The sequence below is a fragment of the Curvibacter lanceolatus ATCC 14669 genome, from assembly GCF_000381265.1.
In the GTDB taxonomy this organism is placed as follows: Bacteria; Pseudomonadota; Gammaproteobacteria; order Burkholderiales; family Burkholderiaceae_C; genus Curvibacter; species Curvibacter lanceolatus.
In genome coordinates, this window is record NZ_KB906270.1 from 26,458 (window position 1) to 40,942 (window position 14,485).

Consider the following 14,485-nt stretch of genomic DNA (forward strand, 5'->3'; position numbering starts at 1 on the left):
GGGGCTTTTTGTTGGGCGGGCCGGAGGTGATCAGGCCGGCATCGGTTGCGGCACGCTGGTGGCCTGGCCCTTGAAGTCGGTCCAGCAGCGGCGCGTGAAGTCGTACAGCTTGCAGGCGCGGGCGGTCTTGAAGTACCAGCTCCAGGAGAAGGGCTGGATGATGATGCGGCCCGGCAGCAGGTCTTCCAGCATCTTTTGCGCGTCTTTCAGGCGGTACAGCGGGATGCTCATGTCCACGTGGTGGGCGGTGTGCTCCATGATGTGGTGCAGCACGGCGCCGATCTGCAGCGGGAAGGTCAGGTGCACGGTGGTCGACACGAAAGGCTGGGCGCGGGTCCAGGCTGCCTTGTTGTCATGCCAGGACACCTTCACGTGGGTGTGGTGCACGTACACCACGAAACCGATCATGGCGAACCAGAACATCATCGGCACCACGAAACCCAGCAACAGCAAGGTGGTGATCGATTGGCCGGTGCTCAGGGCCGAGGCCACCAGGGCGCCGATCCAGGCCACGCCGTAGGCCGACACGCCCACGCAATCCCAGAAGAACAGCGGGCGGCGCGTGCCCATGCTCGACTTGGATGGGAAGAACATCTTCTTCCACCAAATTTCGATCATGTAGTACAGGCCGGGCGCCCAGCCACTGCGGTACAGGCGCTCCATGAAGCGACGACCCGGGGTCATGGCTTCAAACTCGGCCTGGGTCTTGGGTTCCCAGACGAAGTCCACACCCTTGAGATTGGTGAAGCCGTGGTGCACCACGTTGTGGCCCACGTCCCACAGGCTGTAGGGGGTGATCGAGGGCAGGAAGGCAATGCGGCCCAGCCATTTGTTCAGGCGGCGGTGCGGTGTGAGGCTCTGGTGGCAGGCATCATGGCCGATGATGAAGAGGCGGCCCAGCATGAAGCCGGCGGCCAGGCCGCACAGCAGCTTGAGCCAGACCGAGCCCAGCAGCACCACGCCGCTGAGGAAGGCGCCCAACACGGCGTAATCGAAAGCCAGCAGCACAAAGGCCCACAGTGTGGTGCGCTCGGACAGGGGGATCAGCCACGAGCGGATGATCTTGCGATGCGGCAGGGGGACGTCCGGAGCCAGCGGCGCGGGCAGCGGTTGAGGGGAGTTCTGAGTGACGTTCATGGTCGCCTAAAGGATTCTGCGAATTTAGCGGCAGGTGCGGATGGTAGGGCTTTGTCAAGACAGGCCGTTGACGCGCCTCAAAGCCGGTGCATTTGTCCTGTGGCAAAGCCCCCAGGAACGACTGGGGATTGCCGAGGGGGGCCGGGCTTCGAAACCGGAATTTTGAACCATCCGCTCCGGCCGCTGAGCCGTTGATCGAGACCGATGGGTTGTCCCGCCCAGCCGAGGCCCGGGCGCCCCGCGGCCCGCCAGTGTTCTGCCGCCCGGCCTGTCCGGGCCCGCGCACAATGCAGGCCGGATCGAATGTCCCGGCCCGCGAGGCGGGCATTGCGGGCGGCATGTTCCGCGTTGGTAACTCGATCCGTGTGAAAATAGAAACTAAGTTACAGGAGACACTGCATGAGCACCCGCCGCGCCACCAAAATCGTCGCCACCCTTGGCCCCGCTTCCAGCGATCCCGACCTGCTGGAGAAAATGATCCGTGCGGGGGTCAATGTCGTGCGACTGAACTTCAGCCATGGCAAGGCCCAGGACCACATCGACCGCGCCACCCTGGTGCGTGCCGCCGCCCAGCGCGCCGGGCGCGAAGTGGCCATCATGGCCGACCTGCAAGGCCCCAAGATCCGGGTCGGCAAGTTTGCCGAAGGCAAGGTGATGCTGGAGCCGGGCATGCCCTTCGTGCTGGATGCCTCGCGCACCGAACTGGGTGACCTGCAGGGCGTGGGCCTGGATTACAAGGAGCTGCCACGCGACGTCAAGGCGGGCGACGTGCTGCTGCTCAATGACGGCCTGATCGTGCTGACCGTCACCGCCGTGCGCGGCGAGCAGGTGCACACGGTGGTCAAGCTCGGTGGTGAGCTGTCCAACAACAAGGGCATCAACAAGCAGGGCGGCGGCCTGACCGCCCCGGCCCTGACCGCCAAGGACATGGAAGACATCCGCACCGCGATGAGCTTCCAGGCTGACTACGTGGCCGTGAGCTTTCCCAAGAATGCCACCGACATGGAAATGGCCCGCCAGCTGTGCAACGTGGCGGCCGCCGAATACCGCCACAAGCCGGGCCTGATCGCCAAGATCGAACGGGCCGAGGCCATTCCGCGCCTGGAGGAAATCCTGGCCGCCAGCGACGGCATCATGGTGGCGCGCGGCGATCTGGCCGTCGAAGTGGGCAATGCCGTGGTGCCGGCGCTGCAAAAGCGCATGATCCGCCTGGCCCGGGACAACGACAAGGTCGTGATCACCGCCACCCAGATGATGGAAAGCATGATCACCAACCCCGTGCCCACCCGCGCCGAGGTCAGTGACGTGGCCAACGCCGTGCTCGACGGCACCGATGCCGTGATGCTCTCGGCCGAGACCGCCGCCGGCAAGTACCCGCTCGAGACGGTCGAGGAAATGGCCAAGATCTGCAGCGCCGCCGAAGCGGCCGAAGAGGTTGAGCTGGAGGCCGACTTCATGGGCAAATCGTTCAACCGCATCGACCAGTCGATTGCCATGGGGGCGCTGTTCACGGCCCATCACCTGGGCGCCAAGGCCATCGTGGCCATGACGGACAGCGGCTCGACCGCGCTGTGGATGAGCCGCCACCGCATCCACGTGCCCATCTATGCCCTCACCACCAAGGTGGCCACCCAGCGCCGCATGGCCTTGTTCCGCAATGTGCGCCCACTGCTCATGGACACCAGCGGCGACCGCGACACGGCCCTGGTGCAGGCCGAGGCCCACCTCAAGAAACGCAGCATCGTCGGCAGCGGCGATGTCTACGCCATCACCTGTGGCGAGCCCATGGGCGCACCCGGCGGCACCAACATGCTGAAGATCTGCCGCGTCGCCTGACGCGCGGCTTGTCAGGCACCGGCGCCCTTGAGGGCGCCAGCTTGCCGCCCTGGGAGCCCGTCTGGGCATGGCGTGGCGTGGCGACATCCGGCTAAAATCGCCGCAGTTACAGCGGGGTTACCAAGCCGGGGCTTGCCCGCGTTCACCGATTCATCATTACCTCCCAGGGATCTACACCATGTCTCTCGTTTCCATGCGCGAACTGTTGGACCACGCCGCGGCCAACGGCTATGGCATTCCAGCCTTCAACGTCAACAACCTGGAGCAGGTTCAGGCTGTGATGGCTGCGGCCGACGAAGTGGGCGCCCCGGTCATCCTGCAGGCCAGCGCCGGTGCCCGCAAGTACGCCGGTGAGTCTTTCATCAAGCACCTGATCCAGGCCGCCACCGAAGCCTACCCCCACATCCCGCTGGTGATGCACCAGGACCACGGCACCAGCCCCAAGATCTGCGCCGGCGCCATCGACCTGGGCTTTGGCTCGGTGATGATGGATGGCTCGCTGCGTGAAGACGGCAAGACCCCGGCCGATTTCGCCTACAACGTCGAGGTGACCCGTCAGGTCGTGGCCCTGGCCCACAAGGTGGGTGTCACCGTTGAAGGCGAGCTGGGCTGTCTGGGTTCGCTCGAAACCGGCGAAGCCGGCGAAGAAGACGGCATCGGTGCCGTCGGCAAGCTCGACCACAGCCAGATGCTGACCGACCCGGAAGAGGCGGCCCGCTTCGTGCAAGAAACCCAGCTCGACGCGCTGGCCATCGCCATCGGCACCAGCCACGGCGCCTACAAGTTCAGCCGCCCGCCCACCGGCGACGTGCTGGCCATCAGCCGTGTCAAGGAAATCCACGCCCGCATCCCCAACACCCACCTGGTGATGCACGGCTCGTCGTCGGTGCCGCAGGAACTGCTGGCGCTCATCAACCAGTACGGCGGCAAGATGAAGGAAACCTACGGCGTGCCCGTCAGTGAAATCCAGGAAGCCATCAAGCACGGCGTGCGCAAGATCAACATCGACACCGACATCCGCTTGGCCATGACCGGCGCGGTGCGCAAGTTCCTGGCCGAGAACCCCGACAAGTTCGACGCCCGCGAATGGCTCAAGCCCGCCCGCGAAGCCGCCAAGGCCGTGTGCAAGCAGCGTTACCTCGAGTTCGGTTGCGAAGGCCAGGGCGCCAAGATCAAGGGCAGCAGCCTGCAGATCCTGGCTGCGCGCTACGCGGCCGGCGAACTCGCTCAAGTCGTGAATTGAGGCTGTGTGGCCCCTTGGGGGCCACACCCATCAAGGGGCCCTGCGGGGCCTTTTTTCATGCCCGGCCCCGGGCTTGAGGCCGCCTGCCGGGCCGCTTCGTGGCGTGGCCGGCCGACTCTTGCGATAATCGGGCCGAATAGCGCGGGCCCGTTGACTGTTCAGCGGGCTTTTTCATTTCCGGGTTTCCGCCGTTTTCTCTGAAGTCAAAACCATGTCCACCGCCTTGCACACCTCTGCCCTCCATTCCCTCTCCCTGCTGGCCCGTGGCAAGGTGCGCGACAACTATGCCGTGGGCACCGACCGCATCCTGATGGTGGCCAGCGACCGCCTTTCTGCCTTCGACGTCATCATGGGCGAGCCGATTCCGGGCAAGGGCGAGCTGCTGACCCAGATGGCGCTGTTCTGGTTCGACAAGCTGGGCCACCTGTGCCCCAACCACCTGACCGGCGACGCCCCCGAGAGCGTGGTGGCCGCCGACGAAGTGGCCCAGGTCACGGGCCGTTCGATGCTGGTCAAGCGCCTCAAGCCCATTCCGGTCGAGGCCGTGGTGCGCGGCTACCTGGCCGGCAGCGGCTGGAAGGAATACCAGGAAAGTCGCTCGGTCTGCGGCGTGCCCCTGCCCGAAGGCCTGAAGAACGCCTCGCGCCTGCCCGAGCCCATCTACACCCCCGCCGCCAAGGCCGAGATGGGCGAACACGACGAGAACATCACCTTCGAGCGCACGGTCGAGATGATCGGCCTGGACCTGGCCACCCGCATCCGCGACATCAGCATCGCCATCTACAAGGCCGCGGCCGAGATCGCGCTGACCAAGGGCATGATCATTGCCGACACCAAGTTTGAATTCGGCCTGGACACCGATGGCACCCTGGTGCTGATGGACGAGGTGCTGACCCCCGACAGCTCGCGCTACTGGCCCGTCGAAGGCTACGACGCCGCCTTTGCCGCCGGCGAAAACCCGCCCAGCTACGACAAGCAATTCGTGCGCGACTGGCTCGAAGCCGTGCGCGTCAACGGCGCGCCCTGGAACAAGACCGCCCCCGCACCACGCCTGCCGCGTGAGGTGATCGAGAACACGGCGGCCAAGTACCGCGAAGCCCTGCAACGCCTCACGGCCTGATCCCGGGCCTCGTGCGAGCGGGGCGCGCAACCGCCCCCTCGCTTGGCCTTGTAGTAACCCGATAACACCCGCCCATCGCGGGTAGCCCGAACAATCAGGTCGCCTCAATCAACACAGGAGACCGACATGGCGGGCAAGAAGATTCTCATGATCTGCGGGGATTACTGCGAAGACTACGAAGTGATGGTGCCTTTCCAGGCGCTGCTGGCGGTGGGCCACACCGTGCATGCGGTGTGCCCTGACAAGAAGGCGGGCGACGCCATCAAGACGGCCATCCATGACTTCGAGGGCGCCCAGACCTACAGCGAAAAGCCCGGGCACAACTTTGTGCTCAACGCCAGCTTTGCCGAGGTGAGCCCCGAGCAGTACGACGCCCTGGTCGTGCCCGGCGGCCGCGGCCCCGAGTACCTGCGCACCTACCCCGCCGTGGTGGCCGCCGTGCGCCATTTCTTCGACACCGACAAGCCCGTGGCCGCCATCTGCCATGGCGCCCAGCTGCTGGCTGGCGCCGGCGTTCTGAAAGACCGCACCTGCTCTGCCTACCCGGCCTGCCGCGCCGAGGTCGAACTGGCCGGTGGCCATTACGCCGACATCGCCGTCGACAAGGCCCACACCGACGGCAAGCTGGTTTCCGCCCCCGCCTGGCCGGCCCACCCCGACTGGATCGCGCAGTTCCTGCACGTGCTGGGCACCCGCATCACTCACTGAGACCACACACTGAGGTCGCCCACTCTGCAGCAAGGGCCGTCTCTTGACGGCCCCGCCGGCCCGCCGCCAAGATGCAGGCCTGCCCAGGAGACAACAACATGTGCCAGGTGTTCATCAGCGCCGACCCGCGCCTGTACGACAACCGTGCCCGATCCGTGCGCCTGCACGGCGTGGCCACCAGCATCCGGCTGGAAAACCTGTTCTGGCAGGTGCTCGAAGAAATCGCCGCCCGCGACGGCATGAGCGTGCCCCAGCTCTGCGCCCGCCTGCACGACGAGCTGCAGGCCGAACGCGGCAGCGTGGAGAACTTTGCGTCCTTCCTGCGCGTGTGCTGCGGCCGCTACATGGCCCTGCAACTCAGCGGCGGCATCCCCCAGGACACCAGCATCCCCATCCGCAGCCTCAACCCAGAGCGCGTGCTGGCGACAGAGCACCTCCGTCCCACTCTACCTGCCGCCCGCCACGCTGCCTGACCGCCCCTGGGCCCAAGGGCGCGACACGCAGTAAGCGAACGTGGGGCCGTCAGGCCCCGGTCTTCCTTCAGCAGGCCAGCAACGAAGTGAACAGGCCGGCACCGGGCCGCCCCAAGGCGGCCTGCGGCCCCCCGGGATCAACGGAGCGACACGCAGTGAGCGAGCGTTGGGGGCCGCCAGGCCCCGGTCTTCCTACAGCAGGCCTGCAACGAAGTGATCAGCCCGCCGCCGGGCCGCCCCAAGGCGGGCTGGGCCCCCTCGGGGGGCAGGGAGTGACACGAAGTGCATGACCGTGGGGGCCGTCAGTTCAAGGACATGCTCAGCTTGCGCCGGTATTTCGACACCAGCTCGGCCTGCGGGTCCAGCTCGGCCACCGATTTGCCGGCCAGTTCGATGCCGCCCGCGCTCTTGCCACTGCCATCGGCCGCGCTGGCCTTGGGCTTGGGCGGGGTCAGCAACTCCAGGATGGCCACAAAGGTCTTGCGCGCCGCTTCCTGGTTCCAGGTTTTGTCGCGCATGATGATCTCCAGCAGCTCGTCCATGGCGCCGGTCCAGTCGCCCAGCGCGATCAGCATGCGGCTCTTGGCAAAGCGGGTGTCGAAGTCGCGCTTGTTCTCGGCGATGCGGGCGTCGAAATCGGCCAGTGCCCATTGGCCACGCTCATCCGTGCCCACGAACTCCAGGGCTTCCATCCAGTGCAGCAGGGCCTCAAAGCGCAGCGGCTTGGGGATGCGGGTCAGCGGCTCGGCCAGCAGGGCTCGGGCTTCCTCAAAGCCGCCCTCGGCGATCAGCAGGCGGGCGTAGTCGAAGCGCGCCTCGTCATTGCCCGGGTCGGCGGCCACCGCGTCGGCCAGCTTGGCCATGGCGGCTTCGGTGTCGCCCGATTCGAGCAGGGCCTCGGCCTCTTCGGTTTCGCTTTCGGCCAGCAAAGCCTCTTCAGAGGGGATGTGCTTGTCCAGAAAGGCCCGCAGTTCTGCAGGGGGAATCGCGCCCATGAAGCCATCCACCGGCTTGCCGCCCATCAGCAAAATGCAGGTGGGCAGGCTGCGGATGCCGAAAGCCCCCGCCAGCTGCTGTTCCTCATCGGCGTTGATCTTCACCAGTTTGAAGCGGCCCGCGTAGTCTTCTTCGAGCTTTTCGAGCAGCGGGCCCAGCTGTTTGCAAGGCCCGCACCAGTCGGCCCAGAAGTCCACCAGCACGGGCGTGCTCATCGAAGCGGCAATGACTTCGGTTTCAAAGTTTTGGATCGTGACGTCAATCATTTCGTAGCCTTCTGGGCCTAAAAGTAAAATTCAGGGTTGCAACCCGGTGTCCCCGGCTGTGGCGGGCCCAAACGGACCCGCTGGCCCGCACCGAACCTTACAGCCTATGACAAGCAGCAGCATTCAAATCGGCGTGGTCATGGGTTCCAGCAGTGACTGGGACACCATGCAGCATGCAGTCCAGATTCTCCAGCAATTCGGCATCGCCCACGAAGCCCGGGTGGTTTCGGCGCACCGGATGCCGGACGACATGTTCGCCTACGCCGAAGCCGCCGTCGGCCGCGGTCTCAAAGCCATCATTGCCGGGGCCGGGGGCGCTGCCCACCTGCCCGGCATGATCGCCGCCAAGACCACCGTGCCCGTGCTGGGCGTGCCGGTGGCCAGCCGCCACCTGCAAGGCGTGGATTCGCTGCACAGCATCGTGCAGATGCCCAAGGGCATCCCGGTGGCCACCTTTGCCATCGGCACGGCGGGTGCCGCCAATGCGGCCCTGTTCGCGGTGGCCCTGCTGGCCAATGAAGACCCGGCGCTGCGCCAGCGCCTGGAGGCCTTCCGCGCCGAACAAACCGAAGTGGCCCGCGCCATGACGCTGCCGCCTGTCGCAGGATGATGATGACGAACACACCACGCCAGCCCCTTCTGCCTGCCTCCCAGGGCGAAACCACCCTGGGCGTGCTCGGCGGCGGCCAACTGGGCCGCATGTTCGTGCACGCCGCTCAGCAAATGGGGTATTTCACCGCGGTGCTGGACCCGGACCCGACCAGCCCGGCCGGCCGCGTCAGCCACCACCACATCCAGACCGATTACCTGGACCCGCAGGGCCTGGCCGAGTTGAGCCGCCTGTGCAGCGCGGTGACCACCGAGTTCGAGAACGTGCCGGCGCAGGCGCTGGCCACCCTGGCCGAGCAGCTGCCGGTGGCGCCGGCCGCCTCGGCCGTCTCCATCGCCCAGGACCGGGCCCGCGAGAAGGCGCACTTCGTGCGCTGCGGCGTGCCCTGTGCCCCGTATGCCGTGATCGAGACCGAAGCCCAACTGGCGGCGCTGGATGACGCGGCGCTGCTGCCCGGCATCCTCAAGACCGCCCGCATGGGTTATGACGGCAAGGGCCAGGTGCGCGTCAAGACCCGCGCCGAGCTGGCCGCCGCCTGGCAGGGCCTGAAGCAGGTGCCCTGCGTGCTCGAAAGGATGCTGCCCCTGGCGGCCGAATGTTCGGTCATCGTGGCGCGTGATGCAGCCGGTCAGCAGGTCAACTTCCCGGTGCAGCGCAACCTGCACCGCGACGGCATCCTGGCCGTCACCGAGGTGTTCGAGGGCAATGTGAGCGCCGCGGTGGCCGCACAGGCCGTGGCGGCCGCCCGTTCGGTGGCGCAGGGCCTGGACTACGTGGGCGTGCTGTGTGTCGAGTTCTTCGTGCTGCAGGACGGCTCGCTGGTGGTCAACGAGATCGCCCCCCGCCCGCACAACAGCGGTCACTACACGATCGACGCCTGCGACCTGTCGCAGTTCGACCTGCAGGTGCGGGCCATGGTCGGCCTGCCCCTGGTGCAGCCGCGCCTGCACAGCCCCACCATCATGCTCAACCTGCTGGGCGATCTGTGGTTCGAGCCCGGCGGCGACCAGCAACGCACCCCGGCCTGGGACCGCATCCTGGCCTTGCCCGGCGCGCACCTGCACCTGTACGGCAAGCTTGATGCCAAGCGGGGCCGCAAGATGGGGCACCTGAACTTCACCGGCCCCAGCCCCGAGGCGGTGCGCGAGCAGGCCTTGCAGGCCGCCGCCATCCTGGGCATTGCGCCTTTCTGAGCCGGCCGGAGTGCGACACCATGATTCTTGATGGGCAAGACCCCGCCGCGGTGCTGAGCGCCGCCCAGGCGCTGGCGCGTGGCGAACTGGTGGGCCTGCCCACCGAGACGGTGTACGGCCTGGCGGCCGATGCCGGCAGTGACGCGGCGGTGGCCCGCATCTTTTCGGCCAAAGGGCGGCCCAGCGACCACCCCCTGATCGTGCACGTGGCCGGGGTCGAAGGCGTGAACGCCTTTGCCCACGATGTGCCGGCCTTTGCCCAGCGGCTGATCCAGGCCTTCTGGCCCGGCCCGCTGACCCTGATCCTGCCGCGCCGCCCCGAAGCCGGTGCGGCCGCGGCGGCCGGCCAGGATTCGGTGGGCCTGCGTTGCCCCTCGCACCCCGTGGCCCATGCCCTGCTCAAGGCCTGCGAAGCCCTGGGTGTGCACGGGCTGGCGGCGCCCAGCGCCAACCTGTTCGGCCGGGTCAGCCCGACCACGGCGGCCCACGTGCAGGGCGAGTTCGGTGACGGTCTTCTGGTGCTCGATGGTGGTGCCTGCGAGGTGGGCATTGAATCCACCATCGTCGACTGCACCCGCGGGGCCCCGGTGCTGCTGCGCCCCGGTGGCGTCACGCGCGAGCAGATCGAGGCCGCGTGCGGCCAGCCCCTGCGCACGCGCGAAGAGCTGGCCAGCCCCGATCCGCGAGCCTCAGGCACCCTCGAGGCCCACTACGCCCCCCAGGCCAAGGTGCGCCTGATGGAGGCCCAGGCCCTGCAGACTGCTCTCGACGTGCTCGGCCCCCAGGCCAGTGCGGTGGCGGTCTATGCCCGCAGCCCCTTGCGCACGCCTGCGCCGGGTGTGCTGCTGCGGCCCATGCCCGCGCAGGCCGAAGACGCCGCCCGCGAGCTGTTTGCGGCCCTGCGCGGCTTCGACGAGGCTGGCGTGAAACTGATCTGGGTCGAAACCCCACCCGCCACCCCGGCTTGGGAAGGGGTGCGCGATCGCTTGCAACGGGCTGCTGCGGCCTGAGGCCGGCCCTCGTTAAACTACCCGCTATCTTTTGGAGATTTCAATGACTGGAAAATGGTTGCGCCGCGCTGTGTTGCTGGCGGCTTGTGCATCGGCCGCCGTGCTCTCGGCTTGCGGCTCCAGCACCATCGAGTCGGCCTTGGCGCCCTCGCGTTTCATCGCCTTCGGTGATGGCCTCAGTGATCTGGGCCAGTCCGGCTCGCGCTACACCGTCAACGACGGCACGGTCAACGTCTGGACACAGCAAGTGGCCACCAGCTATGGCGGCACCCTGGTCACCCAGGCCTCGGGCGGCACCAGCTATGCCCGTGGCCATGCCCGCATCGTGGGCACGCCCGACGACGTGAACGGCAGCACCCTGACCGTGGTGCAGCAGGTCGACAAGTTCCTGGCCGCCGACAAGTTCGGTGCCAATGACGTGGTGCTGCTCAACGGCGGCCTGGGTGATCTGCTGGTCAGCTACAACGCCAACAGCAGCAACTCGGCCAGCTTCGCGGCGGCCATGACCCAGGCCGGCACGGACCTGGGCACCCAGGTGCGTCGACTGGTCACGGCGGGCGCCAAGTACGTGGTGGTGTCGGGCATGTACGACGTCAGCAAGTCGCCCTGGGGCGTGGGCACCGGCCAGGCCAGCATGATCAGCAACGGCGTGCTCAAGTTCAACAGCGCGCTGCTGCTGGCGATCAACGACCTGGGCGCCAACGTGCTCTACATCGACGCCGCCTACTACTACAACCTGGTCATCGCCTCGCCCAGCAGCTACAGCCTGACCGATTCGACCAACATCGCCTGCACCTCGACCGACAGCGGCGCGGGCATCGGCATCGGCAACGGCCAGGTCAACTCCAGCCTGTGCACCACCAGCACCCTGGCCAGTGGCGTGGATTACACCAAGTACACCTTTGCCGACAAGCTGTACTTCACCCCTGCGGCCCAGACGCTGTACGGCACCTACGCCTACGGCCGCATGAAGTCGCGCTGGTAAGTCAGTGCACGCACACGGCGCGCTGCGCAGGCAGCGTGGCCGGCACAGAACAGGGGGCTCAGGCCCCCTTTTTCATGGGCCAGCCGATGGCTGCGGCTGGCCCATGAAAAAGGCCCCGCAAGCGGGGCCTCAGGGCGTGGGGCCGTTCAGTCTCAGAACCGGTAGCCTGCCGTCATCGTGAGCACCACGGGGTGGAAGGTGATGTCCATCACGCGGGCGGCACCCGCGGTGGTGGCCGTCAGCGTGGTCTTGACGCGGGCGGTGGCCACCGAGCCATGGAGCGACCATTTGTCATTGATGCGGTATTCCAGGCCCACCTGGGCGGCCAGCCCCCAGGAGTCGCTGAGCTGGATGTCGGTCGGCCCGCCATTGAGCGAGTTGCCGATGCTGGTGGAGCTGCGTTGGTCGAACTTGGTGTAGTTGACGCCCACCCCGACAAAGGGGCGCAGCGCGCTGCTGCTGTCGCCAAAGCTGTAGTTCAGGAACACCGTGGGCGCAAACTGCCTGATCTTGGCAATCGTCTGCCCCTGGTAGGCCGAGACGATGTAGCCCGGCACGATGGCCGGGTTCAGCTTGGCCGCGATGTCGTGGGTGGGCGGAACGCCCATGGCCAGTTCCACTTCCAACTGATCGTTGAGCTTGCGGGCGTACGAGAAGAACAGCGTGCTCTGGTCTTTCACGGTCAGGCTCACGCCCGAGTTCGGCTTCAACAGGAAGGGGCCGGTGGCATCGGTGGCGGACGAGTTGGGTTGTACCTGGGTGTAGCCCACCCTGAAGATGTTGTCCTGGGCCCAGGCCGTTGTGCCACCCAGCAAGAGGGGGGCGAGGGCCAGGGCGAGAGGGTTCAGCCGGAATGTCATGTTTGTCTCCTGCGTCTTGGGTGGGGCTCAGAGGCCGGCGGCCAGCACTTGCTGGAAGAAGCCGCGCGCAGCGACCGTGCAGAACGGCGGCACCAGGCTGCCGTGGTAGGCCTGCACCACGGCGCTAGCACCCCCATCGGTGGCCCCGGCGGCCACAGCGGCCGCGGCGGTGGAAGCCTTCAGGGTGGCAAAACCCACCTTGGCGGCCGCGAACGGGTCGCTGGCGCTGGTCACGGCCGAGTCCACGTCGAGCACATTGAGCAGGCCGGTGCCCATGGCCATGGGCGACGGTGCGCTCCACAGCTTGGCCAGCAACTGGGTGTTGACGCTGTAGAACACGGTGGGGTCACCATTGCCGCCGCACATCAGCACCGGGCGCGTGGGCGTCCAGTTGCGCAGGTCGTTGGTCTTGAAGGCCTGGCGCATGGTGTTGGTGGGGGCACTGGCCGGCAGGCCGGTCGTGGTGTTGGGCACGGCGCCGTCCGGGTTGGCCATCGCATCCAGCAGGAAGGCCAGGCGTGCGTTGTTGGTCACCAGCGGGTTGCTGCCGAAGCCCAGCGCAAACAGCGGCGCCTGAGCGGCCGGGGTGGTGGGCGGTGTGATCGCGTTCAGGGTGGCTTGCAACGCAGCCGGGGAGCCGGCCGGTGCGGTGGGGGGCGTGCTGCTGAACAGGGCCGTCTGCGGCAGCTTGCCCTGGCTCAGCAGGGTGCTGATCGAACTTGTCGACGGCAGCAATGATTCGATGCCCGTGGCAAAGTTGCTGCTGTAGATGTCGCTGGGGGTGCTGTAGATGTTGCCGTAGGCCTTCTGGTAGCTGGTGCTCAGCATCGGGGTGAAGATGGTCGAGCCCAGGTTCACATTGCCGTAGTACACCGCGTCCACCAGCGCAGCCAGGGCGTAGGGGCCCGACAGCGGTGCCGAGGCGGTCACGCTCTTGCCCTGGGCTTGCAGGGCCCGGTGGGTGGCCATGGCCACGTGGCCGCCTTGCGAGTAGCCGGTGATGAACAGCTTGCCGGAATCGCTGCCGCCCACATTGGGCAGGGCGGTGCGGGCCGCGGTCAGGGCGTCGATCATGTCCTTGGACTCTTGATCGGCGTTCAGGTAGGGGTGGTAGCTGAGCTTGGAGGCGTCGTAGCCGGCGTAATTGGGGGCCACCACGATGAAGCCCTGTGCTGCAAAGGCCGCGGCCACCAGCACGCTTTCGCCGTAGGCGTCGTTGCTCGAGTCCAGGATGTTGGCGATGTTGTAGGCCTTGGCCGTGGTGGTGCCGTGGGCATACAGCACGATGGGGCGGGCCCCGGAGCAGGCGGGGTCGGTGCCTGTGGGCACCATCAAGGCGCCCGTGCCATTGGTGGCTTCGCCCGCGCCGCCCACGGTGCCGTACTGGATGTAGTGGAAATTGATCCCGCATTTCGGCGTGCCGGCCACCGCCAGCAGGCCCTTGCCCGTGCTGCTGGCATTGAGCTGCGCCTGGAAGTCGGTGGCGCTCAGGCCGGTGACGCGCAGGGGCGGGTTGTACTGCAGCGAGCCGCGGCTGCCGCTGTTGTCCGTGGTGCTGCTGCCCCCCGAGTCAGAACCGCCCCCGCCGCACCCTGCCAGCAAGAGGGCCGCAACAATGGGCGCAAGGCCGATGAAATGGCGCATGGATGTCTCCTGTTAAAAATAGAACGACCGTTCGTTTTTGCGTCGCTCCATCGTAACGCTGGCGATACTTGCGCCGTCAGCGGGAAACTACCAAGCCCTTTGCGGCCGTTGTCAACGCCGCCCAGGTGTGTCTGTCGACCTACCGGTAGCGCAGCTTCATGGCCAGGATGCTGGCGGCCAGGCTCAGGGTGACCGCATTGGCCGCGACGATGGGCCAGGCCTCCAGGGCCAGGCCATACAGCAGCCACAAGGCCACGCCGCAGGTGAACACGCTGTACATGCCCAGCGAAATGCCGCGCACATCACGGGTCTTGAAGGTCAGCCAGGCCTGGGGCACAAAGCTGCAGGTGGTGAGGCAGGCGGCCAGGTAGCCGATCAGATCGGTGAGTGACATGGGGTGAGGC

The 14,485-nt window shown here is 66.9% G+C and carries 14 protein-coding genes; 9 read left to right on the forward strand and 5 right to left on the reverse strand.

Going from position 1 to position 14,485, the window contains the following annotated elements:
• Positions 1-30 precede the first annotated feature (30 nt).
• Positions 31-1,137 carry a fatty acid desaturase gene (locus tag F624_RS0123975; protein ID WP_019576917.1) on the reverse strand — a complete coding sequence of 369 codons (1,107 nt, stop codon included), beginning with the start codon at positions 1,135-1,137 and terminating at the stop codon, positions 31-33.
• A 399-nt stretch (positions 1,138-1,536) separates the two neighbouring features.
• Here F624_RS0123975 and pyk point away from each other — a divergent pair, with 399 nt between their 5' ends.
• The 5 genes from pyk (at position 1,537) to F624_RS32805 (ending at position 6,517) form a co-directional block, all read left to right on the forward strand.
• Positions 1,537-2,973 carry a pyruvate kinase gene (gene pyk, locus F624_RS0123980; RefSeq protein WP_019576918.1) on the forward strand — a complete coding sequence of 479 codons (1,437 nt, stop codon included), beginning with the start codon at positions 1,537-1,539 and terminating at the stop codon, positions 2,971-2,973.
• 178 nt (positions 2,974-3,151) lie between these two features.
• Complete coding sequence (fba, locus tag F624_RS0123985) at positions 3,152-4,216, forward strand: class II fructose-bisphosphate aldolase (RefSeq protein ID WP_031256100.1); 1,065 nt, start codon at positions 3,152-3,154, stop codon at positions 4,214-4,216.
• Between the two features lie 211 nt (positions 4,217-4,427).
• The gene (locus tag F624_RS0123990) at positions 4,428-5,336 is read left to right on the forward strand and encodes a phosphoribosylaminoimidazolesuccinocarboxamide synthase (RefSeq protein WP_019576920.1); all 909 of its coding nucleotides are present in this window, start codon (positions 4,428-4,430) and stop codon (positions 5,334-5,336) included.
• A 126-nt stretch (positions 5,337-5,462) separates the two neighbouring features.
• Positions 5,463-6,044, forward strand: coding sequence for a DJ-1/PfpI family protein (locus tag F624_RS0123995; protein ID WP_019576921.1), 582 nt, complete (start codon positions 5,463-5,465; stop codon positions 6,042-6,044).
• A gap of 98 nt (positions 6,045-6,142) precedes the next feature.
• Positions 6,143-6,517, forward strand: coding sequence for a ribbon-helix-helix domain-containing protein (locus F624_RS32805; protein WP_043426626.1), 375 nt, complete (start codon positions 6,143-6,145; stop codon positions 6,515-6,517).
• A gap of 302 nt (positions 6,518-6,819) precedes the next feature.
• Here the strand turns inward: F624_RS32805 and trxA are convergent, their stop codons facing one another.
• The gene (gene trxA / locus F624_RS0124005) at positions 6,820-7,779 is read right to left on the reverse strand and encodes a thioredoxin (RefSeq protein WP_019576923.1); all 960 of its coding nucleotides are present in this window, start codon (positions 7,777-7,779) and stop codon (positions 6,820-6,822) included.
• Positions 7,780-7,885: 106 nt separating this feature from the next.
• Between trxA and purE the strand changes: the two genes are divergently transcribed.
• Genes purE through F624_RS0124025 form a run of 4 tightly spaced genes read left to right on the forward strand, consistent with a single transcriptional unit; the run spans position 7,886 to position 11,577 of the window.
• Entirely contained in the window at positions 7,886-8,389 is a 504-nt protein-coding gene (purE, locus tag F624_RS0124010; protein WP_031256104.1) for a 5-(carboxyamino)imidazole ribonucleotide mutase, read from the forward strand.
• Complete coding sequence (locus tag F624_RS0124015; protein ID WP_019576925.1) at positions 8,386-9,582, forward strand: 5-(carboxyamino)imidazole ribonucleotide synthase; 1,197 nt, start codon at positions 8,386-8,388, stop codon at positions 9,580-9,582. Before purE ends, F624_RS0124015 begins: the two co-directional genes overlap by 4 nt.
• Positions 9,583-9,602: 20 nt before the next feature.
• On the forward strand, positions 9,603-10,592 hold the full coding sequence (locus F624_RS0124020; protein WP_019576926.1) for an L-threonylcarbamoyladenylate synthase: 990 nt from the start codon (positions 9,603-9,605) through the stop codon (positions 10,590-10,592).
• A 43-nt stretch (positions 10,593-10,635) separates the two neighbouring features.
• Complete coding sequence (locus F624_RS0124025) at positions 10,636-11,577, forward strand: SGNH/GDSL hydrolase family protein (RefSeq protein WP_031256109.1); 942 nt, start codon at positions 10,636-10,638, stop codon at positions 11,575-11,577.
• Positions 11,578-11,729: 152 nt separating this feature from the next.
• Here the strand turns inward: F624_RS0124025 and F624_RS0124030 are convergent, their stop codons facing one another.
• The 3 genes from F624_RS0124030 to F624_RS0124040 form a co-directional block, all read right to left on the reverse strand.
• Positions 11,730-12,437: an OmpW/AlkL family protein gene (locus tag F624_RS0124030; protein WP_019576928.1), complete on the reverse strand. Its 708-nt coding sequence runs from the start codon at positions 12,435-12,437 to the stop codon at positions 11,730-11,732.
• A 27-nt stretch (positions 12,438-12,464) separates the two neighbouring features.
• The gene (locus F624_RS0124035) at positions 12,465-14,081 is read right to left on the reverse strand and encodes an alpha/beta hydrolase family protein (protein WP_019576929.1); all 1,617 of its coding nucleotides are present in this window, start codon (positions 14,079-14,081) and stop codon (positions 12,465-12,467) included.
• A 139-nt stretch (positions 14,082-14,220) separates the two neighbouring features.
• Positions 14,221-14,475: a SemiSWEET transporter gene (locus F624_RS0124040; protein ID WP_019576930.1), complete on the reverse strand. Its 255-nt coding sequence runs from the start codon at positions 14,473-14,475 to the stop codon at positions 14,221-14,223.
• Between the last annotated feature and the right edge of the window lie 10 nt (positions 14,476-14,485).